Annotated in this window: 2 protein-coding genes; both read right to left on the reverse strand. The window is 65.2% G+C overall.

All coding sequences use genetic code 11. The features are described from left to right. Positions 1-11,328, reverse strand: coding sequence for a non-ribosomal peptide synthetase (locus BT204_RS06160; RefSeq protein WP_072445989.1), 11,328 nt, complete (start codon positions 11,326-11,328; stop codon positions 1-3). After that, a complete protein-coding gene (locus BT204_RS06165) occupies positions 11,325-24,236 on the reverse strand; it encodes a non-ribosomal peptide synthetase (protein ID WP_072445991.1) in 12,912 nt (4,303 codons plus the stop codon). Before BT204_RS06165 ends, BT204_RS06160 begins: the two co-directional genes overlap by 4 nt. Positions 24,237-24,529: the final 293 nt, after the last annotated feature.

Genomic DNA, 24,529 nt, shown 5'->3' on the forward strand with positions numbered 1-24,529 from the left:
TCAAGACACCACCTCCCCAACCCCAACAACTTCCAACCACCACCTGGCCAACCCCAAAACATTCGGCGCCTTGAGCAACGTAAAGTGATTCCCCCCGCCATACCAAACCTCCAACCCACCTCCCAGCCCTCGCCAGCCTTCGATCATCAACCCCTGCTCACGCTGGTTCCCCGCCGAATCCAACGCCGGGTCCTGCGCCAACACCAGGCGCACCACCCCGTCATACCGCCCTTGCGGCTGATACACCGTGCGCAACGCCGCCGCGTAAGTGCGCGCCGGCCCATCCATTGCCTCCAGCGCCGCACGCGCCGGCAACAACCCCACACTCACCATCCCCCCATGCAACGCTTGTCGCTGCGCCACCTCATCGCGCCCGGCAAAGTCCACAGGATCAATCCCCAGCGACTTCCCAGCCGCCAACTGCATCGCCTCGATCAACCGCAACAACGCCGCCGTCGAGGTATATGCCTTGCCCGCACGCTCCGGCGACTCGCTGTCGATCACCGTCAACGACCCCACCTCACGCCCCATTGCCTGCAAGCGCAGCGCCATTTCCAGTGCCACCCAGCCGCCGAACGAATGCCCCACCAGATGCACTGGCCCTTCGGGGCACTCCTGTTCCAGCGCCGCCAGGTAACACTGGGCCGCCGCTTCCACCTGGCTATGGGGCACCGCCTCGCCATCCAGCCCCCGCGGCTGCAAGCCATACAGCGGCCAGTCGCGCCCCAGCGCTTCGCTCAAACCCACAAAGCCGGTGACGCTGTCTCCCGCGCCTGGCACGCAGAACACCGGCGCATAACCGGCGCGCCCGCTCTGGATACGCAGCAAGGATGAGTGCGCCGCGCAACTCACCGGAGTACTCGCCGCCAGCGCTCGGCTCATGGCCTGGCCAAGGCTCTGGATATGCGGCGCCTGCATCATGCTCTGGTGATCCCCCGGCACCTGCACCTGGCGCAGTTGCCCAGGCGCCAGGGCGGTGTCCCAACCCAGCGCGGCACTGCGCCGCGACAGTTCGGTGGGCCGCTGCTCGGCGCTGAACAGGTGCACCGGAATCGGCAGCGGGAACAGGCTGTAGTGGGCCAGGGCATGCCCATGCCCGACTTCCCGTTGCAAAAAGCTCAGCAGGTCGGCGTCCGTCGCCGCTGCCATTTGCGCGTATAGCAAACCTTGATCGCGACAGCGTTGCAGCAGAGCCGCAAAGTCCAGCTGTCCAAGGCCTGCCTCCAGTTGTTCCAGGTTCGCCAGCTCATCCACACCTCCCTGTGCCTTCCAATAGGCCGTGCACTGCAACAACAAATGCCGCTTGAGGGCATCCGGCCCGCTCCAGCGTGACTTGCCCTGGTCGGTCATGCGCGGCACGTAGCTGTCGATCAAGCCCAGAAACGCCACGGCCTCATCCTGCCCCAGCAACTGCATGGCAACTTCATAGGCCAGCACACCCCCAAAGGACCACCCCGCCAGCCGGTAAGGACCGTGGGGCTGGATCTGGCGAATCAGCCCGACCATGCGCGCGGCCAGGCCTTCCATGCTGTCCAGATGCGCCTCGCCCAGGGCCATGCCCGGCAGGCCATAAATCGGGTAATCGCCAGGCAGGTGCTGGCCCAGCGCCGGGAAGTACACGTCCATGCCACTGAACTCATGCACCAGGAATAACGGTGCCTGCGCCCCGCGGCTACGCACTGTGATCACCGCCGCCTCAGGCAGCACATCGTCACCGCGCAGGCGCAGCAGCGCCGCGACCGAGGCCACGCTGGCATGCTCGAACAGCTCGGCCAGCGACACCGGCAACCCGGCCTCGTCCAGCCGATGGACCAGGCGAATCGCCAACAAGGAATGCCCGCCCAGTTCGAAGAAACTGTCATGGCGCCCCACCTGCTCAAGCTTCAATACCTCGGCCCACAGCTGGGCCAAGGTCTGCTCCAGTGCATCGACCGGTGCTTCAAATGTGCCGCTGGCCGAAGCGTCCCACGTCGGTACCGGCAAGGCTTTGCGATCGACCTTGCCATTGGCCGTCAACGGCAGTTGCTCAAGGATCACAAAGGCCGACGGCACCATGTAGGCCGGCAAATGCGCCTGCAGATAAGCACGCACCGGCTCGATGCCGACCGGCTCGCCCGCCCAGGTGAAATAGGCCACCAGGCGTTTGTCCCCCGGCACGTCTTCGCGGGCCAGCACCACCCCCTCGCGGATTCCGGAGAATGTCGCCAAGCGTGCTTCGATCTCACCCAGCTCAATGCGAAAGCCGCGGATCTTCACTTGATCGTCATTGCGCCCGATGCACTCCAGCAGGCCGTCTGCGGTCCAGCGTCCGAGGTCGCCGGTGCGGTACAGCAAGGCGCCTGGGTTGAACGGGTTTTGCACGAACTTTTCCGCCGTCAACTCAGGGCGGTTCAGGTAGCCCTGGGCGACACCGTCGCCGCCGATGCAGATTTCGCCGGTCGCCCCCAGGGGCAGCAGGTGCAACTGCGCATCCAGCACGTAGACCTGCGTGTTGGAAATGGGTCGCCCTACCGGCACGCTGTCGGCTTGAGTGGCAATGGCGCGCACTTCAAAAGTGGTGGCGTAGGTGGTGGTCTCGGTCGGCCCGTAGCAATGCACCAGGCGCAGCCCCGGAGCCAGCCCCAGCAGGTTGCGGAACGCCGCCGGGTCGGCACGCTCGCCGCCGCACAGCAAAATACGCAAGCCGGCCAGGGCCTGGGGAATCAGTTGCACATACTGGTTGAACAGCGCCGTGGTAACGAACAGCACCGTCGCGCCCTTGAGTGCCGCGCCGAACGCCAGCGGGTCGAGCAAGGTGGCGTGGTCAATCACCTGCACCTGACCGCCGTTGAGCAACGGCCCCCAGACGTCCATGGTGCTGGCATCGAAGGCCGGGTTCGAAGCGAAGGCCACGCGGTCATTGGGATTGAAATCGGCGTAGCCGTTGTTGAGCACCAGCCGCGTGATGCCACGGTGAGGCACCAATACGCCTTTGGGCATGCCGGTGGAGCCGGAGGTGTACATGATGTACGCCACGCTCTGCGAGGACTGCAGCAGGCCCGGGTTGTGGTCGGGGTGCGAGTCAAGGGCCAGGGTGTCCAGGTCCAGGCGCTGCGTCGCGCTCTCCACGCTGCAGTCGCTGCCGGTCAATAGCCAGGCCGCGCCGCTGTCTTGCAGCATGAAGCCCTGACGTTCGGCCGGCGCGCTGATGTCCAACGGTACATAGGCGGCTGCGCATTTGAGAATCGCCAGTTGGCTGACCAGCAACGCCACCGAGCGTGGCAGCAGGATCGCCACGTTATCGCCGGGGCGCACACCCAGGCCGAGTAGGTGATGGGCCAGGCGGTTGGCGCGGCGGTTGAGTTCGCCATAGCTTATCCGTTGTTCGCCGTGCAGCACCGCCACCGCGTCGGGGCGCGCCTGCGCCTGGGCTTCGAACACCTGCTGCACGCTGTGTTCACGGGGGAACACACGAGCCGTAGCGTTAAAGTCCTCAAGCAGTTGCTGGCGTTCAGCCAGGGGCAGCATCGGCAAACCACGGAGGGCGATGTCGCTGCGCTCTTCCAGTGCCTGCACCATCTGCGCCAAGGCGTTATGCAGGTAGTCGCCCAAGCGTCGGGCCCCCTGCCCCATGGCCGTGAGGCTGAAACCTTCACCCAGGTCATCCACGCTCATCGACACGCCGTAGTGGGTGTGTTCCTCGGTCTTGATCACCTCGATCCCCTGCCACGCGTCGGCCACGCCCCCGGCCTGGGGCGCACTGTGGCGGTAGTTGAACAGCACGCTGAACAACGGCGTGGCCATGGGTACGCCGCTGCAACGCTGGGCCAGCGCCAAGGGCGCGTGTTCATGGCTGAGCAGTTGGGTCAGGCGCCCATGGGTGGCACGCAGCGCGGTCAGTACCGAGTGTTCACCCAGGTCGACTCGCAGCGGCAAGGTGTTGATAAACACCCCCATGGCGCGCTCGGCACCTTCGCCGCCTTGCAGGCGACCGAGCATCACCGTGCCGAACACCACCTGTTCACGGGCGCAGACCCTGCCCAGCACATGGGCCCAGGCCAGGTGCATGAGGCTGGCGGCGCTGACGCCGGCTTGTCGCGCCTGAGTGCGCAGGCGCCGACTCAACCCGAGGTCGAGGTTCATATGCGCATGCTCATCGGCACCCAGGTGCGGTACGTCGGTGGGTTCGTCGACCTCAGCGAGCATCTCGCGGAAAAACGGCTCGTGGTCCTCAGCGCCCAGACGAGTCTGGGTCACGTAGTTGCGGTACGGCACGGGTGCGGCCAAGGTGTCTTGCGTGCCCAACAGGAAGGCCTGCATTTCGTGTTGCAGGATGTCCAACGCGATGTGGTCCATCACCAGATGGTGGAACAGCAACGTCGCCACCACCCGCTGCGACTCCTCGGCATACACCAGGCGCATCAAGGGTGCCTGGGCGAGGTCCAGGCGTGGCGGCACCGAGCCGTTTTCAACACGTAATGAGGCGGTGCGCCATACCACCTGCACCGGCTCCTCCAGCCCGTCCCAGTGGAAGGATGAACGCAGGATGTCATGGCGCTGGATCACCGCCTGCAAGGCATGGGCAAAGGCGTCCAGGCGCAGGCGGCTGTCGAAGGCAAACTGCGCCTTCAGCACATAGGCGTCGTCACCTTGCACGGCGCGATGCTGATACAGGATGCCGGCCTGCAAGGGTGCCAGCGGGTAAATATCCTGCACATTCGCCGCGCCGCCGGGGATGCTGGCAACGATGCGCTCGATGGCAGCGGGGTCCAGGGTGATCAGCGCAAGCATGTCCGGCGTAATCCGGGTGCAATCGGGCGCAATGCGATTGGCCGGCACCGTCACTTCACGCCCACCGCCCAAGGCCGCAGCCAGGGCGGACAAGGTCGGTTGGCCGAACAGCACTTTCACATCCGCCGACAAGCCCAGGCGGCGCATGCGCCCGATCAGACTGACTGCCAGCAATGAGTGGCCACCCAATTCAAAGAAATTGTCATGCCGGCCCACGCGCTCCACGTTGAGCAATTCGGCCCACAGTGCGGCCAGGGTGATTTCCGTATCACCCACGGGCGCTTCATAGTCGCGCATGCTCAACGCGTCCAGGCCCGGCGCCGGCAGCGCCTTGCGGTCGAGCTTGCCGTTGGGGCTCAACGGCAGCGCCTGGAGGTGCATAAAGCTCGTCGGCAGCATGAATTCCGGCAGGTGTTGCAGCAGGTGGGCGCGCAGGCTTTCGACGTCGCTCGGCACGCCGGTGTAATAGGCGATCAGGCGCTGCTCGCGGGCAATCACGGCAGCCTCCTGCACCGCTGGATGCTCGGTCAGGCGCGCCTGGATTTCCCCCAGTTCGATGCGCAAGCCACGAATCTTCACCTGGTCATCATTGCGCCCCAGGTACTCGAGAGTGCCGTCGGGCAAGTAGCGACCCACGTCACCGGTACGGTACATGCGCCCCGGGGTAAACGGGTCGTCGAGGAAGCGTTCGGCGGTCAGCTCAGGACGGTTGAGGTAACCCCGCGCCACCTGCACGCCGGCGATGAACAATTCACCGACCACCCCCAACGGCACCGGCTGCATCTGCTCGTCCAGTACATACAGGCGCGTATTGGCAATCGGCTTGCCGATGGGGGTGTTATTCGGCACCACAGCGCCTGCGCAGTCCCACGCGGTGACATCCACCGCCGCTTCGGTGGGGCCATACAGGTTGTACAAGCCAACCCCCGGCAATTGCTGTTTGAAGCGCCGTACCAGGCTGCCCGGCAGGGCTTCGCCACTGCACATCACCCGCACCAGCCCGGCGGCCTGGCTGACATCGCCATGGGCCAGGAACACGTCGAGCATCGACGGCACAAAATGCAGCGTCGTGACCCCCTCGGCCTCGATCACCTGGCACAGGTAGTCAGGGTCTTTATGCCCGCCAGGGCGCGCCATGACCAGGCGTGCGCCAGTGAACAGCGGCCAGAAGAACTCCCACACCGACACGTCGAAGCTGAACGGGGTTTTCTGCAAGACCGTATCGCTGGTGGTCAACGCGTATTCGTCTTGCATCCACAGCAGGCGGTTGACCACCCCAGGGTGTTCGTTGATCACGCCCTTGGGCTGGCCGGTGGAACCGGAGGTGTAGATCACGTAGGCCGCCACGCTGGCCGCCTGGGGGTTATGGGTGGGCTGGTGCTGCCAGGTGGGCGAATCCAGGTTTAATACTGGAACGTCGCCCAGTAACGCGAGGGTGGTGGACTGGCCCAGCACTACCGTCGGCGCGCTGTCGTGGAGCATGTAGGCGATGCGATCCAACGGGTAGGCCGGGTCCAGCGGCACATAGGCGGCGCCGGCCTTGAGGATCGCGTACAGGCCGATGACCATGTCCAGGCCACGCTCCACGCAGATCGCCACCCGCGCCTGGGGCTGCACACCCAGGGCTTGCAGGTGATGGGCCAGTTGGTTGGCGCGCGCGTTCAGTTCGGCATAGCTCAGTTGCTGCGCGCCCGCCTTCAGGGCAATGGCCTGGGGTGTACGCAGTACCTGGGCTTCAAACAGGCCGTGCAGGGTCTGGTCGAGGTTGTACTCAACGGCGGTGGCGTTGAAATCCACCAGCAGTTGCCGACGCTCGCGCGCATCCACCAGCGGCACCTGCGCCAGCACCGCCTGGTCGTTATCGACCATGGCTTGCAACACGCGGATGAAATAGCCGACGTAACGCTGCATCGTCGATTCGTCAAACAGGGCCACGGCATATTCCAGCGCACCGAGGATGCTGCCCTGCACTTCCCCCAGGTTCAACGACAGGTCGAACTTGGCGAAATGGCTGTTCTCGACAATGCTCTCCAGGGCCAGGTCGCCCAGGGCCAGGGTCGGCGCGCTGCTGTCCTGCCAGCTCAGCAGGGTCTGAAACAGCGGGCTGTGGGCCAGGCTGCGCGGCGGCCGGGTGATTTCCACCACCTGCTCGAAGGGCAAGTCCTGATGGGCCTGGGCTTGCAGCGTCAGCGCCTTGACCCGCGCCATCAACGCCTCGGTGCTCAGCTCGCCCGAGGTGTCGATACGCAGCGCCAGGGTGTTGACGAACAGGCCAATCAGCCCTTCGACTTCGGTGCGCATGCGGTTGGCCACCGGCGTGCCGATCACCAACTCGGGCTGCCCGGACAAGCGCGCCAACAGTGAAGCCCAAGCGCTCATCAAGGTCATGTACAAGGTGGTGCCATGGCGTTGGCTCAAGGCCTTGAGCCCGGCGGTGAGGCGTTCATCCAGGCGCACTTCAACGCTGCTGCCAGCGTAGTCCTGCTGCGCCGGGCGCGGGCGGTCGGTGGGCAAGGTCAGCAATGCCGGCGCACCGGCCAACGCCTGTTGCCAGTAGCTGCTTTGGCGCTGCAGCACCTCGCCGCTCAGCCACAGGCGTTGCCACACGGCAAAGTCGGCGTACTGGATCGGCAAGGGCGGCAGCGGGTCGGCGTGGCCGTGGCTGAAAGCCTGGTACAGCGCCATCAGCTCGCGGGTCAGCACACCCATGGACCAGCCGTCAGAGACGATATGGTGCAGGGTCAGCAACAGCACATGGTGATCATCGGCCATCATCACCAGGCGCCCGCGCAGCAACGGGCCGCGCTCAAGGTCGAACGGTGCCGAAGCTTCGCCGTGGATCAGCGCGTCCAGGGCCTGTTGCGGCTGCGGATGGCGACGCAGGTCCTGCACTTGCAGCGGCAATACCTCTTCGGCCGGCACGACCAGCACCTGGGCCTGGTCACCCTGCTGGGCGAAGCGGCTGCGCAGGGTTTCATGCCGCGCCACAATGCGCGCCAGGGCCCGTTGCAACGCTTGCACATGCAACTGCCCGCGCAACCGCAAACCGATGGGAATGTTGTAGGCGGTGTTGGCCCCTTCCATCAAGGCCAGGAACCACAGGCGTTGCTGGGCGAAGGACAGCGGCACGTCCTCGTCACGGTTGGCCGGCAAGATATCCGGCAAGGTGCTGCGACCGGCCTGGGCCAGTACCTCGGCGACCGCCGCCAGTTCGGCGTTGGCAAACAGGTCGCCCAGCGCCAACTCGACGCCCAGCCGCTGGCGCACCTGGGACACCATGCGCATGGCCAGTAGCGAATGCCCACCCAGCTCAAAGAAATGGTCATAGCGCCCCACGCGCTGCATCTGCAACACCTCGGCCCAGATCTGCGCCAGCACGGTTTCGATTTCGCCCAGGGGCGCGGCGTACTCGCGGGTAAAGACGGCGGCCATGTCCGGCGCCGGCAGGGCCTTGCGGTCAAGCTTGCCATTGGCGGTCAGTGGCAGTGCGTCGAGCTTCATGAACGCGACGGGCACCATGTAGTCCGGCAGATGCGCCACCAGGTGGACGCGAATCTGGGCCACCGTCAGCGGGTCCAACTGAGGGTTTTCGGTGAAGTAGGCTACCAGCCGTTCTTCACGCACCACCGCCACCGCTTCCAGAATCCCGGGCAACTGGTTGAGCTGGGTTTCGATTTCGCCCAGTTCGATGCGCACGCCACGGATTTTCACCTGGTCATCGTTGCGCCCCAGGTAATCGAGTGTGCCGTCCGGCAGCCAGCGCACCAGGTCGCCGGTGCGGTACATGCGTCCTTCGTTGAACGGGTCGCGCACAAAGCGCTCGGCAGTCAGTTCCGGGCGGTTGAGGTAACCGCGTGCCACGCCCTTGCCGCCCACGTACAACTCCCCCGCCACTCCCAGCGGGACTGGGCGCAGGTGTTGGTCGAGCACGTAGACCTTGGCATTGGCCATGGGCTTGCCGATATGCAACGGCTGGCCCGCCTCGACCTTGCCGGAAGTGGCCACCACCGTGGCTTCGGTGGGCCCGTAGTTGTTGATCAGCTCAAAGCGCTGCGCCCGCCCGAACTGGCGCAGGCGGTCGCCACCGACCAGCAAGGTGCGCAAGGTCGGGTGCTCGATGTTCTGACTGAAGGCGTATTCCGCCACCGGCGTCGGCAGAAAGCTCACATCCAGTGGCTGCGCGCACCACCAGGCCAGCAGTGCGTCGATATCTTCGCCGCCCTCATGGGCCGGTGGCAGGTGCAAGGTGGCGCCCACACACAGCGCCGGCCACACTTCCCAGGCCATCGCGTCAAAGCCGAAACCGGCAACACTGGCGGTATGCCGCCCGGCGCGCAGGTCGAAGGCGCTGCAATGCCAGTCCACCAGGTTGGCGACGCTGTGGTGTTCCACCATCACCCCCTTGGGCAAGCCAGTGGAGCCGGAGGTGTAGATCACATAGGCGAGATTCGTCGGGCCGACGGCGATTGTGGGGTTGCTCGCCGAATGGTGCTGCCAGGTGAATTGGTCCAGGTTGATCACCGGCACTTCCAGCACCGGCAGGCGCGTCAGCAACGCATGCTGGGTGAGTACCGCCACCGGCGCGCTGTCGCTGAGCAAATAGTGGAGGCGCTCGGCCGGGTGGGACGGGTCCACCGGCACATAACCGGCGCCGGCCTTGAGAATCGCCAGCAACCCGGCCAGGGTGTCGAGGCCGCGCCGCGCAAAAATCGCCACGCGGTCGTCGGGCTTGACCCCCAGCGCCAGCAGATGATGCGCCAGCAGGTTGGCTTGCTGGTTCAATTCGGCGTAAGTCAGTTGCCGGCCCTGATGCACAGCGGCAATGGCGTGCGGCGTGAGCGCGGCCTGGGCTTCGACGCGGCCATGCAGGGTGGTGCCTTGGGGGAAAACGGTCTGGGTGGTGTTGAACTGTTCCAGCAGCAAGCGCTGTTCGGCAACGGGCACCACCGAGAGTTGATCAAGCGCGGTATGGGGGGCCTGCTCCAGTGCGCTCACCAGGTTTTCCAGCGCGGTGTGCAGGTAGGCGCAGACGCGCTGAGGGTCAACCAGGGTGCTGGCCAGCAAACTCAGGCCGAAGCCCTCACCCAGGTCGTCCACGCTTAGGGTCAGCGGGTAGTTGGTGCGCTCCTCGGCGCGCAGTGCGGTGATACCGTGCCAGGCCGACACCGCCTCGGCGCTGGCGGCGGGCGCGCTGTGGCGATAGTTGAGCAGCGCGCTGAACAGCGGCGTCGGCGCGAGCACGCCACTGCAACGCTGGGCCAGGGCCAACGCCGCGTGCTCATGGCGCAGCAAGGTAGTCAGGCGTGCGTGGGTGGCCTTGACTGCGGTGCGTACGTCCTGGGCGTCTACGTCCACGCGAAACGGCAAGGTATTGATGAAAATGCCCAGGGCGCGGTCGGTGTCATGGCTGCCCTGCATGCGCCCCATCAATACGGTGCCGAACACCACCTGGGCTTTGCCGGCCAACACCCCCAGCACCTGGGCCCAACCCAGGTGAAACAGGCTGGCGGCGCTCACGCCCAGTTGGCGCGCCTGCCCGCGCAAGCGCTGGGCCAGTGCCGGCGCCAATGGCAGGCTGACTTCAGCGATACCTCGCGCATCACCTTGCACGTCCTGCAAACCGAACGGCAAGGTGGGCTCGCTGATATCGCCGAGCATCTGCCGGAAGAAACGTTCGTGCTCCTGCTCACTGATCCCCAACCGCGCCTGCGCCACATAGTTGCGAAACGGTACGGCCTGGCCCAGGGCCGCGCCTTGGCCCAACAGGCACGCCTGCATTTCGTGGCACACCACGTCCAGGGCGCTGTGGTCGAGCGCCATGTGATGGAACAACAGGGTGGCGACGATGCGCTGGTTGGCCGGGTCTTCAGCGCGCACCAGGCGCAGCAACGGCGCCTGGGTGACGTCGAGGCGATAGTGGCGGGCATCAAACAGGTCATGCAGTTGCGCGGCGATATCGCCATCGGCCGGGTCCAGCATCAAGGCTTGCACCGGCAGGCGTGCCTGGCGCCACACCACTTGCGAGGGTTGCGTCAGGCCATCCCAGACCACCCCGGTACGCAGGATGTCGTGACGGTCCATCACCCGTTGCAGCGCCTGGGCAAACGCATCGAAACGCGCAAGGTTGTCAAAGGCGAACTGCGACTGCATCACATAGGGGTCACCCTGCTCGGCACTGACATGGTGGAACAGGATGCCTTCCTGCAACGGCGCCAACGGGTAGATGTCCTGAATATTCGCCACGCCGCCCTGCACCGTGGCGACAATACGCTCGATCTCGTCCTGGCTCAGGGTCGACAGGGTCAGCATGTCGGGGGTGATGCGCTCGGCATTGGCCGGGATGCCATTGGCCGGCACCTGCACCTCACCGGCCTTGGTCGCGGTGTATTCACCGGCCTTGATCAGCTCGATCAGCGCCGGCTTGTGTTCACGCAAGGCGGCCAAGATCGACGGGTCGCTCAAGGCTTGCTTGTTGCCGTTCACCGACAACTGCTCGCCCTTGAGCGCCAGTTGCACATCCTTGGTTTTCAGGGTTGCCAGCAGCTCGAGGATGTTCACAGGACGATCTCCATTCGTTCGGTCATTGCGGCGTAGCCGGCCAGGGTCGGTTGTTCGAACAAGCCCCGCACATCGGCTTCCATGCCTTCCTGGCGCAGGCGCCCGATCAAGCTCACGGCCAGCAGCGAGTGCCCGCCCAGTTCAAAGAAGTTGTCGTGGCGCCCTACCCGTTCCACCTTGAGCAGCTCGGCCCAGAGCTGGGCCAGGAGGATCTCGGTGTCGCCTTCGGGCGCCGCGTACTCACGTACCTGCAAGGCGTCCATACCGGGTGCAGGCAGGGCCTTGCGGTCGAGCTTGCCGTTGGGGCTCAGGGGCAAGGCGTCCAGGTGCATGAACAGCGCCGGCACCATAAAGTCAGGCAGGTGCTGCAACAGTTGGGCGCGCAGGCTTTCGATATCGGTGGGCGCGCCGGTGTAATACGCGACCAGGCGCTGGTCACGGGCGACGACCACGGCGTCCTTGACCGCCGGATGCTCGATCAAGCGCGCCTGGATTTCCCCCAGTTCGATGCGCAGGCCACGGATCTTCACCTGATCGTCGTTGCGCCCCAGGTACTCGAGCGTGCCGTCGGGCAAGTAGCGGCCCAGGTCACCGGTGCGGTACATGCGCCCGGGGGTGAACGGGTCGTCGAGGAAGCGCTCGGCGGTCAGCTCAGGACGGTTCAGGTAACCCCGCGCCACTTGCACGCCGGCGATGAACAGCTCACCGACCACGCCCAGCGGCACCGGCTGTAACTGCCCATCGAGTACATACAGGCGGGTGTTGGCAATCGGCTTGCCGATCGGGGTGTTGTCCGGCACCTCGGGCCGTGCGCAGTTCCAGGCCGTCACGTCCACTGCCGCCTCAGTGGGGCCATACAGGTTGTACAAACCAATCCCCGGCAACTGCTGCTTGAAACGCCGCACCAGGCTGCCCGGCAAGGCCTCGCCGCTGCACATCACCCGCACCAACCCCGCCGCCTGGCTGACATCGCCGTGGGCCAGGAATACATCGAGCATCGACGGCACAAAGTGCAGGGTCGTGATCTGCTCCGCCGCGATCACCTCGCACAGGTACGCCGGGTCCTTGTGCCCTTCAGGGCGCGCCATCACCAGACGCGCGCCGGTGAACAGCGGCCAGAAGAACTCCCACACCGACACGTCGAAGCTGAACGGGGTTTTCTGCAACACCGCATCGTGAGCCTTGAGGCTATAGGCGTCCTGCATCCACAACAAGCGGTTGACCACCCCCGCATGTTCGTTGATCACGCCCTTGGGTTGGCCGGTGGAACCGGAGGTGTAGATCACATAAGCCGCGTGTTGGGCAATGAGGTCCGGTACTTGCGGGTTGATGGCGGGTTGGTGTTGCCAGGTGCTGTGGTCGAGGTCGACTACCGCCACGTCCCCCAGCAGGCTGCGGGTGGCGCTTTGGGCCAGCACCACCACCGGCGCGCTGTCGTGCAGCATGTAGGCGATGCGCTCTGGCGGGTACGCCGGGTCCAGCGGCACATAGGCACCGCCGGCCTTGAGGATGGCGAACAAACCGACGACCATGTCCAGGCCGCGCTCGACGCAGATGCCCACCCGTGCATCCGGGCGCACACCGCTGTCACGCAGGTGATGGGCCAGGCGGTTGGCGCGTTCATTGAGTTGCTGGTAGCTCAAGGTGTGCTCGCCGGCCTTCACCGCCACTGCCTGCGGGGTACGTACAACCTGGGCTTCAAACAGCCCGTGCAGGGTCTGGTCGAGGTTGTAGTTCACCTCGGTGGCGTTGAACTGCACCAGCAGTTGTTGCCGCTCTTGCAGCCCCAGCACCGGCAGGCGGTTCAGCGCCTGGTGCGGTGCCTGCTCAAGAGCCTCGACCAGGCCGCTCAACGCGTTATGCATATAGCCGCACACCCGTTGCGCATCCATCTGGGCCAGGGCGGTGAATGCATAGCCGTCGCCCAGGTCATCCACGTTCAAGGTCAGCGGGTAATTGGTGCGCCCGTCATTGACCAAGGTCTGCATGCCTTCCCATGCCAACTGCGCATCCGCCGAGCGGGTGGCGGCGCCGCGATGGCGATAGTTGAGCATCGAGCTGAACAAGGGCGCCGGGGCCGCTACGCCACTGCAACGCTGGGCCAACGCCAGGGAGGCGTGTTCATGGCCGAGCAATTCGGTCAGCCGCGCATGGGTGGCCCGCACGGCGGCGCGGGCGCCCTGGTCGTCGATATCCAGGCGCAGCGGCAAGGTGTTGATAAACACGCCCAGAGCGCGGTCGGCTCCCTCGCCGCCTTGCAGACGGCCCACCAGTACCGTGCCGAACACCACCGTATGGCGCGCCGATACCGCGGCCAGCACCTGCGCCCAGGCCAGATGGAACAGGCTGGCAGCGCTGACCCCCAGCAGCCGTGCCTGGCTGCGCAGGCGGCGGTTGAGCTGGCTGTCCAGTTGCAGGGTGTGTTCGTCGATGGCATTGCCGTCGCCGCGCACGTCCTGCCAGCCGAACGGCAACGTCGGTTCGTCGACATCGCCCAGCATCTGGCGGAAGAACTGCTCATGCTCCTGTTCGCTGACACCCAAACGGGCCTGGGCCACATAGTTGCGATACGGCATTGGCGCGGCGGTGGGCGCTGCGTGGCCCAACAGGTGGCCCTGCATTTCGCGCAACACCACGTCGAAGGCGGTGTGGTCCAACACGATATGATGATAGAGCAACACCGCCACCACGCGCTGGTTGGCCGGGTCCTGGGCGTACATCAGGCGGATCAGCGGCGCCTGGCTGATCTCCAGGCGATACCGCCGCGCATCAAACCGCTCGTGCAGGCCGGCGAGTACGTCACCTTCCAGTTGCAGTTCCTGCACGCACAACTGCGCCTGGCGCCACACCACTTGCAGCGGTTGCGCCAGGCCCTCCCACACCACCCCGGTGCGCAGGATGTCGTGGCGGTCGATCACCTGTTGCAGTGCGCGCATAAAGGCCTGCAGGCGCTCCACACCGTCAAACGCCAGGTGTGATTGCAGCAGGTAAGGATCGCCCTGCGCCGCCGTGAGGTAGTGATAGAAAATCCCTTCCTGCAACGGCGCCAGCGGGTAGATGTCCTGCACGTTGGCAGCGCCGCCAGGCACCTGGGCCACCACCTGGTTGATCGCCGACTGGTCGAGGTCCACCAGGGCCAGCATGTCCGGGGTGATGCGCTGGCAACCGGCACTGATGCGATTGGCCGGCACCTGCACTTCGCGGCCACTGCCGACAGCGGCGGCCAGCGCGGCCAGGGTTGGCTGGCTGAATAGCACGCGCACATCGGCGCTGAGGCCGGCTTGGCGCATGCGCTCGATGAGGCTGACGGCCAGCAATGAATGGCCGCCCAGTTCGAAGAAGTGGTCATGGCGACCCACTTGCTCCACCTGCAACACCTCGGCCCACAGCCGCGCCAGGGTGGTTTCGACGTCACCCTGGGGGGCTTGGTATTCACGGCTGAGCAAGGCGCACTGGTCTGGCTCTGGCAATGCCTTGCGGTCCAGTTTGCCGTTGGCGGTCAGGGGCAACTGATCAACCCGCATGTAGGCGACCGGCACCAGCGCCTCGGGAAGTTGGGCCTGCAGGTGCGCACGCAAGGTCTCGATCTGCAGCGGGCGCTGTTCGGTGAACCAGGCCAACAGGCGGCCTTCGCGCACCAGCACCACGGCCTCGCGGATGCCGTCCAGTGCCGCCAGGCGGCTTTCGATTTCACCCAGTTCCACCCGCACGCCGCGCAGTTTTACCTGGTCGTCGTTACGGCCCAGGTACTCAAGGTTGCCATCGGGCAGCCAACGCACCAGATCACCGGTGCGGTACATCTGCCCTGGGTTGAACGGGTCTTGCAGGAAGCGCTCGGCCGTCAGCTCGGGACGGTTCAGGTAACCCCGCGCCACGCCGCTGCCGCCCACATAAAGTTCACCGGCCACACCCACCGGTACCGGACGCAGGTGCGCATCCAGCACGTAGCTGGTGGCATTAGCGATGGGCCGGCCGATATGCAACACCTGCCCGGCCCGCACGCGGCCGGAGGTGGCAACCACCGTGGCTTCGGTGGGGCCGTAGTTGTTGACCACCGCAAAGCGCCGCTCCTGGGTGAACTGACGCAGGCGGTCACCGCCGATCAGCAGGATGCGCAAGGTGGGGTGCTGCTGGGGCAGGCTGAACGCGTACTCGGCCACCGGGGTGGGCAGGAAACTCACGTCCAACGGCTGTGCCAGCCACCAGGCCAGCAGTTCATCGATGTTTTCGTTGCCGATGTCGGCGGGTGGCAGGTGCAGGGTCGCGCCGACGCACAGGGCCGGCCAGACTTCCCAGGCCATGGCATCAAACCCCATGCCGGCCACGCTGCTGGTGTGGCTCACCGCTGTCAGACCAAAGGCCTCACAGTGCCAATGCACCAGGTTCTCCACGGTGCGGTGTTCCACCATCACGCCCTTGGGCAGGCCGGTGGAGCCGGAGGTGTAGATCACATACGCCAGGTGCGCGGGCGTCAGGGCGGGCAGTTGCGGATTGCTGACGGCGTGGCGCTGCCAACCGGGGTCCTGCAGATCGACCACGGCGACGGGCCCCAGCAGCTCCCGCGTGCTGGTCTCGGCCAGCACCGCCACGGGCGCGCTGTCTTGCAACAAGTAGGCGATACGCTCGGCGGGGTACGCCGGGTCGATCGGCACATAGCCCGCGCCAGCCTTGAGAATGCCCAACAGCCCCACCAGCATCTGCGGGCCGCGACGGCAACACAATGCCACGCGGTCATCGGCTTGCACGCCGAGTTCCAGCAAGTGATGAGCCAACTGGTTGGCCCGTTGATTGAGCTGCTGATACGTCAGCGCCTCGCTGCCTTGCTGCACGGCAATGCGATGGGGCTGGCGCTCGGCCTGCACCTCAAACGCACCGTGGACCGTCTGGCCACGGGGGAAGTCGTGGGCAGTGGCGTTGAACTCGCGCAGCACCGTGTCGCGCTCTGCGGCGGGCAGAATCGGTAACTGGCGCAGCGCGCGGTGGGGCGCCGTCTCAAGGGTGGCAACCAGTTGCTCCACGGCGCTGAGCATGTAGTCGCACAGGCGCTGCGCGCCGATTTGCGGCACGGCCAGCACGCTCAGGCCAAAGCCTGCGCCCAGGTCATCCACGCTCAGGGTCAGCGGATAGTTGCTGCGTTCTTCACCGCCCAGCAGTTGCACGCCTTCCCAGATGCCGTGGCCGTCGCGGGCCATTTCGCCTGGGTTGCTGTGGCGGTAATTGAGCAAGGCGCTGAACAACGGCGTGCTGGTCGGCACACCGCTGCAACGCTGGGCCAGGGCCAGTGACGCATGCTCATGCCCGAGCAAGGCGCTCAAGCGTGCATGGGTGGCTTTGACCGCCTGCGCTGCGCCGGCTGCAATATCGACCCGCAGCGGCAAGGTGTTGATAAACATCCCCAGCGCACGGTCTGCGCCCTCGCCGGCTTGCATACGGCCCATCAGCACCGTGCCGAATACCACCTCGTCGCGGCCCGAGACCAGGCCCAACACCTGGGCCCAGGCCAGGTGCATCAGGCTGGCGGCGCTGACCCCCAGTTGGCGCGCCTGCTGGCGTACGCGCTGGGCCAGGCCCGCTTCCAGGTGCACCTCGGCTTCTTCGATTGCACGACCATCGCCCTGCACATCCTGCAGGCCAAACGGCAAGGTGGGCTCGTCGACCTCGGCGAGCATGTCGCGGAAAAACTGCTCATGCTGCGCCACACTGACGCCCAGTCGCGCCTGGGCCACATAGTTGCGAAACGGCGCGGCGGCGGGCAAATCCTGGGCCTGGTTGAACATAAAGGCACGCATTTCCTGGCCGACCACTTCCATGGCGGTGTGGTCCAGCGCCAGGTGATGGAACAGCAGGATCGCCGCGACCCGGTTGTGCGCCGGGTCCTGGGCATAGACCATGCGCAGCAAGGGCGCCTGGGTAATGTCCAGGCGGTAGTGACGCGCATCGAAACGCTCATGCAGTTGCGCCATCACGTCGCCGTGTGCCGGGTCGAGCATCACCTCGTGCACCCCCAACTGGGCGGTGCGCCACACCACTTGCACCGGGCTTTCGAGCCCTTCCCACACCACAGCGGTACGCAGAATGTCGTGGCGCGCCACCACCTGTTGCAGCGCGCCCATAAAACCGTGCAGGCGCTCGGCAGTGTCAAAGGCCATGCGCGATTGCAGCAGGTACGGGTCGCCCTGCTCGGCGCTGATGTGGTGGTAGAGAATGCCTTCCTGTAGCGGCGCCAGCGGGTAGATATCCTGGATATTCGCTGCACCACCCGGCACGCTGGCGACAATCCGCGCGATGGCCTGCGGGGTGAGTTGCACCAGGCTCAGCATCGACGGTGTGATCTGTATGCAGCCGGTGGGGATGCCATTGGCGGGCACCACGATTTCTCTGCCGCTGCCCACGGCTGCCGCCAGCGCGGCCAGGCTTGGCTGGCTGAACAACACGCGCACATCGGCGCTCAGGCCCACCTGGCGCATGCGTTCGATCAGGCTGACCGCCAGCAACGAATGCCCGCCCAATTCGAAGAAGTGATCATGGCGCCCCACGCGTTCAAGCTTGAGCACGTCCTGCCAGATCTGCGCCAGCAGGCTTTCCACCTCGCCTTGTGGGGCTTCGTAGCCACGGCTGATCAAGGCGGCCTGGTCGGGTGCCGGCAATGCCTTGCGGTCGAGCTTGCCGTTGGCGGTAAGCGGCAACTGCGCCAGCCACACATAAGCCGAAGGCACCATGTAATCGGGCAACCGGCCTTGCACATGAGCTCGCAGGGTTGCGATATCCAACGTTGCGTCGGCGGTGTAATAGGCCACTAACCGTTTGTGGCCAGGCTCGTCTTCGCGAACCGATACCACAACGTCCCTGATCCCGGCACAGGCACACAGGCACGCTTCGATTTCACCGGGTTCGATACGAAAGCCACGAATCTTCACCTGCAGGTCATTGCGCCCCAGATACATCAAATTGCCGTCGGCTCGCCAGCAGGCCAGATCACCGCTGCGGTAGAGTTGGCCATCGCCGAATGGGTTCGGGACAAATTTTTCCGCGCTCATCTGAGGCAGATTCAAGTAGCCTTTCGCAACGCCCGCACCGCCGATATAGAGCTCGCCGGTCACACCCACGGGCAGCGGTTGCTGGCGCGCGTCCAGTACATAGGCCTGAGCGTTGGCAATCGGTCGACCAATCGGAATAGCGCCCTCGCCAAGGGTAGTGATCTCAAACGTGGTGGAGAACGTGGTGGCTTCGGTCGGGCCATACCCATTCAGCAGATGCTGGGGTTTGCCGAGCTTGAGTACCCGGCCAATCACCTGAGGGTCAAGCACGTCGCCGCCGACGATCAGGTAGCGCAATTGGCGGAACACCGGCATCAACGCATCGGCGTACTGATGAAATAGCCCGGCGGTCATCCATAACACGTTGACCGTCTGTTCCCGCAACAGCTCGGCGAACGCGGCTTGGGATAACAACTGCACCTGCTCGACCACCACCACACAACCGCCATTGAGCAACGGTGCCCACACTTCGAGGGTGCTGGCGTCAAATGCCGGGTTAGAAGCAAAGGCCACCCGGTCGTGGGCATTGAATTCGGCAAAACCGTTGTTCAGCACCAGCCGCGAGATGGCGAGGTGGGGCACTTGCACGCCCTTGGGCGTCCCGGTGGAGCCGGAGGTGTAGAGGATGTAGGCAACGCTCTGCGCGGATTGGGCCAGGTCGGGATTAGCGGGCGACTGCGTGTCCAGATCCAACTGCGCCAGGTCGTCCAGCACATGGCGTGCGCCGCTGTCTTTGACGATGAAAGCCTGGCGTTCGACAGGCGCGTTGACGTCCAGCGGCACATACACCGCAGCGCACTTGAGGATCGCCAGTTGGCAGACCAGCAGATCCAGGCAACGCGGCAAGGCAATCGCCACGCTTTCGCCCGGCTGCACCCCCTGGCTGATCAGATGATGGGCCAGGCGGTTGGCACGGCGATTGAGGTCACGGTAGCTCAGTGACAGCTCGCCCTGCACCGCCGCCGACGCTTCAGGGCGGGCCAGCGCCTGGGCTTCAAACAGTTGCGAGACAGTAAGTTGCGAGGGGTATTGCCGGGCGGTGGCGTTGAAACCTACCAGCACTTGATGACGCTCGGAAGGCGGCAGGATCGACACCGCCTGCAGCGGCGTGGTCGGCGCATGTTGCAGCGCGCTCACCACATGGCGCAACGCGGTGAGCATGTACTCACCCACGCGTTGCACATCCAGGTGCGCGACGCCTTGCACCGTCAGCGCAAAGCCACTCCCCAGGTCATCAACGTTGAGCACCAGCGGATAGTTGCTACGTTCTTCGGAGCTGAGAATCTCGATACCGGAAGCGGCAAAGGGGTTGTCCCCCGGCGCTTCATCGGCTGCGCTGTGCCGGTAGTTGAGCAAGGTGCTGAACAGCGGCAGCGAGCCCGGCACGCCACTGCAACGCTGGGCCAGGGACAACGAGGCATGTTCGTGCCCGAGCAGTTGCGCCAGGCGCGCATGGGTGGCGCGCACGCCGGCCTGCACGCCGACGCTGCCAACGCTGACCCGCAGCGGCAAGGTATTGATAAACATCCCCAGCGCCCGGTCCGCGCCCTCACCGCCCTGCATACGGCCCAGCAACACGGTGCCGAATACCACCTCCTGCTGGCCAGACACCTGGCCCAGCACCTGGGCCCAGGCCAGGTGTACCAGGCTCGCGGTGCTCACGCCCAGTTGCCGCGCCTGTTCGCGCAAGCCCAGGTTGAGCGCAGGCTCCAGCGGCAGGCGCGCTTCATGGATGCCGCTGCCGTCACCATTCACGTCCTGCAAACCGAAGGCCAGGGTCGGCTCGTCGATGTCGCCAAGCATCTGGCTGAAGAAGGCTTCATGCTGGGCCTGGGTGACACCGAGGCGGGCCTGGGCCACGTAGTTGCGATACTGCACCGCGTCAGGCAGTTGCGCGCTGTGGCCATGCAGGCTGGCACTCATCTCTTTGACCAGCACGTGCAGGGCCGTGTGGTCGAGGAGGATATGGTGCAACAGCAAAATGCCGACCAAGCCGTGGCTGTCCTGCGCATACGCCAGGCGCATCAGCGAGGCGCGTGACAGGTCCAGGCGATAGTGGCGTGGGTCGAAACGCTGTTGCAGATGCTCCAGTGCATCACTGCCCAGCGCATCCAGGCGTTCGATCACCAAGGGTGCCTGGCGTAACACCACTTGCACCGGCTCTTCCAGGCCCTCCCAGAGGATGGCGGTGCGCAGAATATCGTTGCGCTCGATCACCGTGTGCAGCGCGTTGACAAACCCGTCGACGGCGCCCTGGTCGTGAAACCGCAACTGCACCTGCAACACGTAGGGGTCGCCCTCGGTGGTCGCCAGGTGGTGGTAGAGAATGCCGGCCTGCAACGGCGCCAGGCCATAAATGTCCTGCACGTTGGCAACGCCACCGGGCACGGCCTCAAGGATATGGTCGATAGCGGCCTGATCCAGCTCGACCAGGGGCAGCATGCCCGGGGTGATGGCCTGCGTGTCTGCTTGAATAAGGTTGGCCGGCACCTGCACGGTCTGCTGGCCGCCCACCGCCGCAGCGAGCGCCGCCAAGGTCGGTTGGCCGAACAGCACGCGCACATCGGCGCTGAGGTCGACCTGGCGCATGCGCTCGATCAGTTTGACCGCCAGCAGCGAATGGCCGCCGAGTTCGAAGAAATTGTCCTCACGACCGACACGGTCGACGTTGAGCAGGTCTTGCCAGAGCATGGCGAGGGTGGTTTCCACCGCCCCCTGGGGCGCCGCATACTGGCGCCGGGCCACGGCGTCGGCATCGGGTGCGGGCAAGGCCTTGCGGTCGAGTTTGCCGTTGGTGGTCAACGGCAGCGTATCCAGGCGCACGAAGGCGCTGGGCACCATGTGTTCGGCCAGGCTCAGCAGTAGATGGTCACGCAGGGCGGCCACGTTGAGTTCGCCATCGCTGATCACATAGGCCACCAGGCGTTTGTCGCCCGGCTGATCTTCACGGGCGATCACCACCGCATCGCGCACGCCGCTGGCAGTGGCCAGGTGCGCCTGGATTTCACCCAGTTCGATACGGAAACCACGGATCTTGACCTGGTCATCGTTACGCCCCAGGTACTCGACACTGCCGTCGGCCAGCAGGCGGCCGAGGTCGCCGGTCTTGTACATGCGCAAGCCGGTGGCCGGGTCGGCAAGGAAGCGTTCGGCATTCAGCGCCTGGCGGTTGAGGTAACCACGCGCCACCCCGGCACCGCCCACGTACAACTCGCCCACCACACCCAGGGGCAAAGGCTCATGGCACTCATCCAGCACATACAACTGCAAATCGGGAATACGCACGCCAATCGGGCTCACGCCGACCAAGTGCGCGTCGGCCGCTTCCAGCGCACGGTAGGTCACATGCACGGTGGTTTCAGTGATGCCGTACATGTTCACCAGTTGCGTACCGGCATTCACTGCCCGTGCGTACCACGGCTTGAGCATGCCCGGTTCCAGGGCTTCGCCGCCGAAAATCACTTGGCGCAAGGAATGGGACTGGGCACTGTTGCCCTGGGCCGCGATCAACTGACGGAACGCGCTCGGCGTCTGGTTGAGGATGCTCACCCGGGCGTCGCACAACAGCGCGTAGCACTCATCCGGCGAGCGGCTGACCAGTTGCGGCACGATCAGCATCTGGCCGCCGTGCATCAGCGCGCCCCAGATTTCCCACACGGAAAAGTCGAACGCGAAGGAATGGAACAGCGCCCACACATCGTGCGGGTTGAACCCGAACCAGTGGTGGGTGGCGCTGAACAGGCGTGCGACCTGGCGATGCTCGATCATCACGCCCTTGGGCTGGCCAGTGGAGCCGGAGGTGTAGATGACGTAGGCCAGGTTGGCCGGGCTCAGGTGCAGCCCAGGGTTGGTGATGGGCAACGGGCCCAGGTGGTCCAGGTCGATCCGGGCCAGTGCGCCGGCCCGCTGCGCCGTGTTTGCCTGCACCAGCACCACCACCGGCTGGCTGTCGGCCAGGGTGTAGGCGATGCGTTCCTGGGGATAGGCCGGGTCGATGGGCACATAGCCCGCACCGGCCTTGAGAATGCCAAGCAGGCCGATGATCATCTGCGGGCCACGCTCCACGCAAATCGCCACGCGCGCGTCGGGGCACACGCCGTGGGCCAGGAGCGCGTGGGCGACCTGGTTGGCGCGTTCGTTGAGTTGGCGGTAGGTCAGGACGTGGTGCTCGAAGCGCAACGCAATGGCATCGGGCCGGGCAGCGGCGTGGGTTTCGACTTGCTGGTGGATCAGTTGGGTGTCGGCGTAATGCGTGGAGCAATGATTCAAAGTGTGCAGCAAATGGTGGCGTTCAGCGTCAGTCAGGATGTTCAGGCCGCAGAGCGGCATATCCGGTCGTTGTTCAAGGGCTTCGGCCAGGCTTTCCAAGGCCGTATGCAGATAACCCGCAACCCGCTGCGCGCCAATGGACGCATCGACCATCACGGTCAGGGCGAAGTCTTCACCCAGGTCATCGACGTTCAGCGTCAGCGGGTAATTGGTGCGCTCCTCGGCGCCCAGCACCCGGATGCCGTCGGCGACTTCGATCACCGCCGCCATGTCGGTGGCGGCGCTGTGACGGTAGTTGAGTATCGCGCTGAACAGCGGCGTAGGCGCCGCCACGCCGCTGCACCGTTGTGCCAGCGCCAGGGACGCATGTTCGTGATCGAGCAAGCGCGTGAGGCGCTCATGGGTGATCTTGACCGCAGCGCGCACGCCCTGCTCACCCACATCCACCCGCAGTGGCAAGGTGTTGATGAACATGCCCAAGGCCCGCTCACCGCCCTCACCTGCGCCCATGCGCCCGAGCATCACAGTGCCAAATACCACCGCCTCCTGACCGGAGACTGCACCCAGCACTCGCGCCAAAGCCAGGTGCATCAGGCTCGCCACACTCACCCCCAGCGGGCGCGCCATGCTGCGCAGGCGGCGACTCAGAGCGCTGTCGACGGGAATGCGCACTTCGTCGATCCCCTGGCCGCCGCCCTGCACATCTTGCAGACCGAACGGCAGCGTCGGTTCATCGATATCCGCCAGCATGTCGCGGAAGAACGCCTCATGGGCCTGCTCGCTGACGCCATGGCGCACCTGGGCGATATAGCTGCGAAACGCTATCGGTGCACGGGCCTGGGCTTGCTGCCCGGCCAGGTACAGCTGGATTTCATGCCGAACGCCATCCAGGGCCGTGTGATCAAGGATGGTGTGGTGGAACAGCAGCATCGCCACCACCCGCTGGTTGGCCGGGTCGTCAGCGAATACCAGGCGCAGCAGCGGCGCCTGGCCCAGGTCCATGCGATAAGCGCGGGCATCATAGCGAGCGAGCAATTGAGCGAGGCGGTCAGCACCGTCCAGAGGCACCTCTTCGCAGGCCAGCACAGCCTTGCGCCACACCACTTGCAGCGGCTCGTCCAGGCGCTCCCAGACCATCGAGGTACGCAGGATGTCGTGACGGTCGATGACCCATTGCAACGCTTCGGCAAAGGCCTCAAGGCGTGCGCGGCTGTCGAACACGAACTGCGCGTGCAGCACGTAAGGGTCACCCTTCTGCGCCGAAAGATGGTGATAAAGCATGCCTTCCTGGAGCGGCGCCAGGGGGTAGATATCCTGCACATTCGCCGCGCCGCCTGGGACCGCCGCGACGATGCGGTCGATGGCCGGCTGGTCGAGGTTGACCAGGGCCAGCATGTCCGGTGTGATGCGGTAGGCCGGGCTCAGCCAGTCACCGCCATGTTCGGCGACCAACTGCAACAGTTGGGGTTTGTGCGCGATCAATTGATCCCAGAGCGCGTCGTCCAACGCTTCGTCATCGCCCAGGACGATCAGGTCGCCCCCTTCGGTCTGCAGACGGATCGCATGGGTGGAGATCGCTGCCAGTAAGTCGCTGAACTGCATGGGTAACCTGCCTGATAATTCACGGTTGACGAGAATGTCCGTATTCAGTTTTGCCGCTTGGATCGGCAGTGCCGGGCGCCCAGGAAAAAATAGCGGGCGCAGCCGAGGGCCTGGAGTGGCTTCCGGCAGGCTTGGAAAATTAAGGTATCTGTGGGCTGGGGGGTGACATGGGAAGCGGGGACAAGTGCCCGGCTGAAGGGTTCCACCGGACTCTGGCGGTTACCCCTCTCTGTGGATGCCAAGGCGGCCCGGAGCTGACAGCCTCAGGGTAAACAAGGTGCGCGGGACATGGT

The organism is Pseudomonas sp. NFPP02, from assembly GCF_900119355.1.
In the GTDB taxonomy this organism is placed as follows: Bacteria; Pseudomonadota; Gammaproteobacteria; order Pseudomonadales; family Pseudomonadaceae; genus Aquipseudomonas; species Aquipseudomonas paracarnis.

What these genes read in the sequence shown, in the direction of transcription:
- BT204_RS06165 (WP_072445991.1), bottom strand. Translation starts at nt 24,236, where the DNA reads ATGCAGTTCAGCGACTTACTGGCAGCGATCTCCACCCATGCGATCCGT.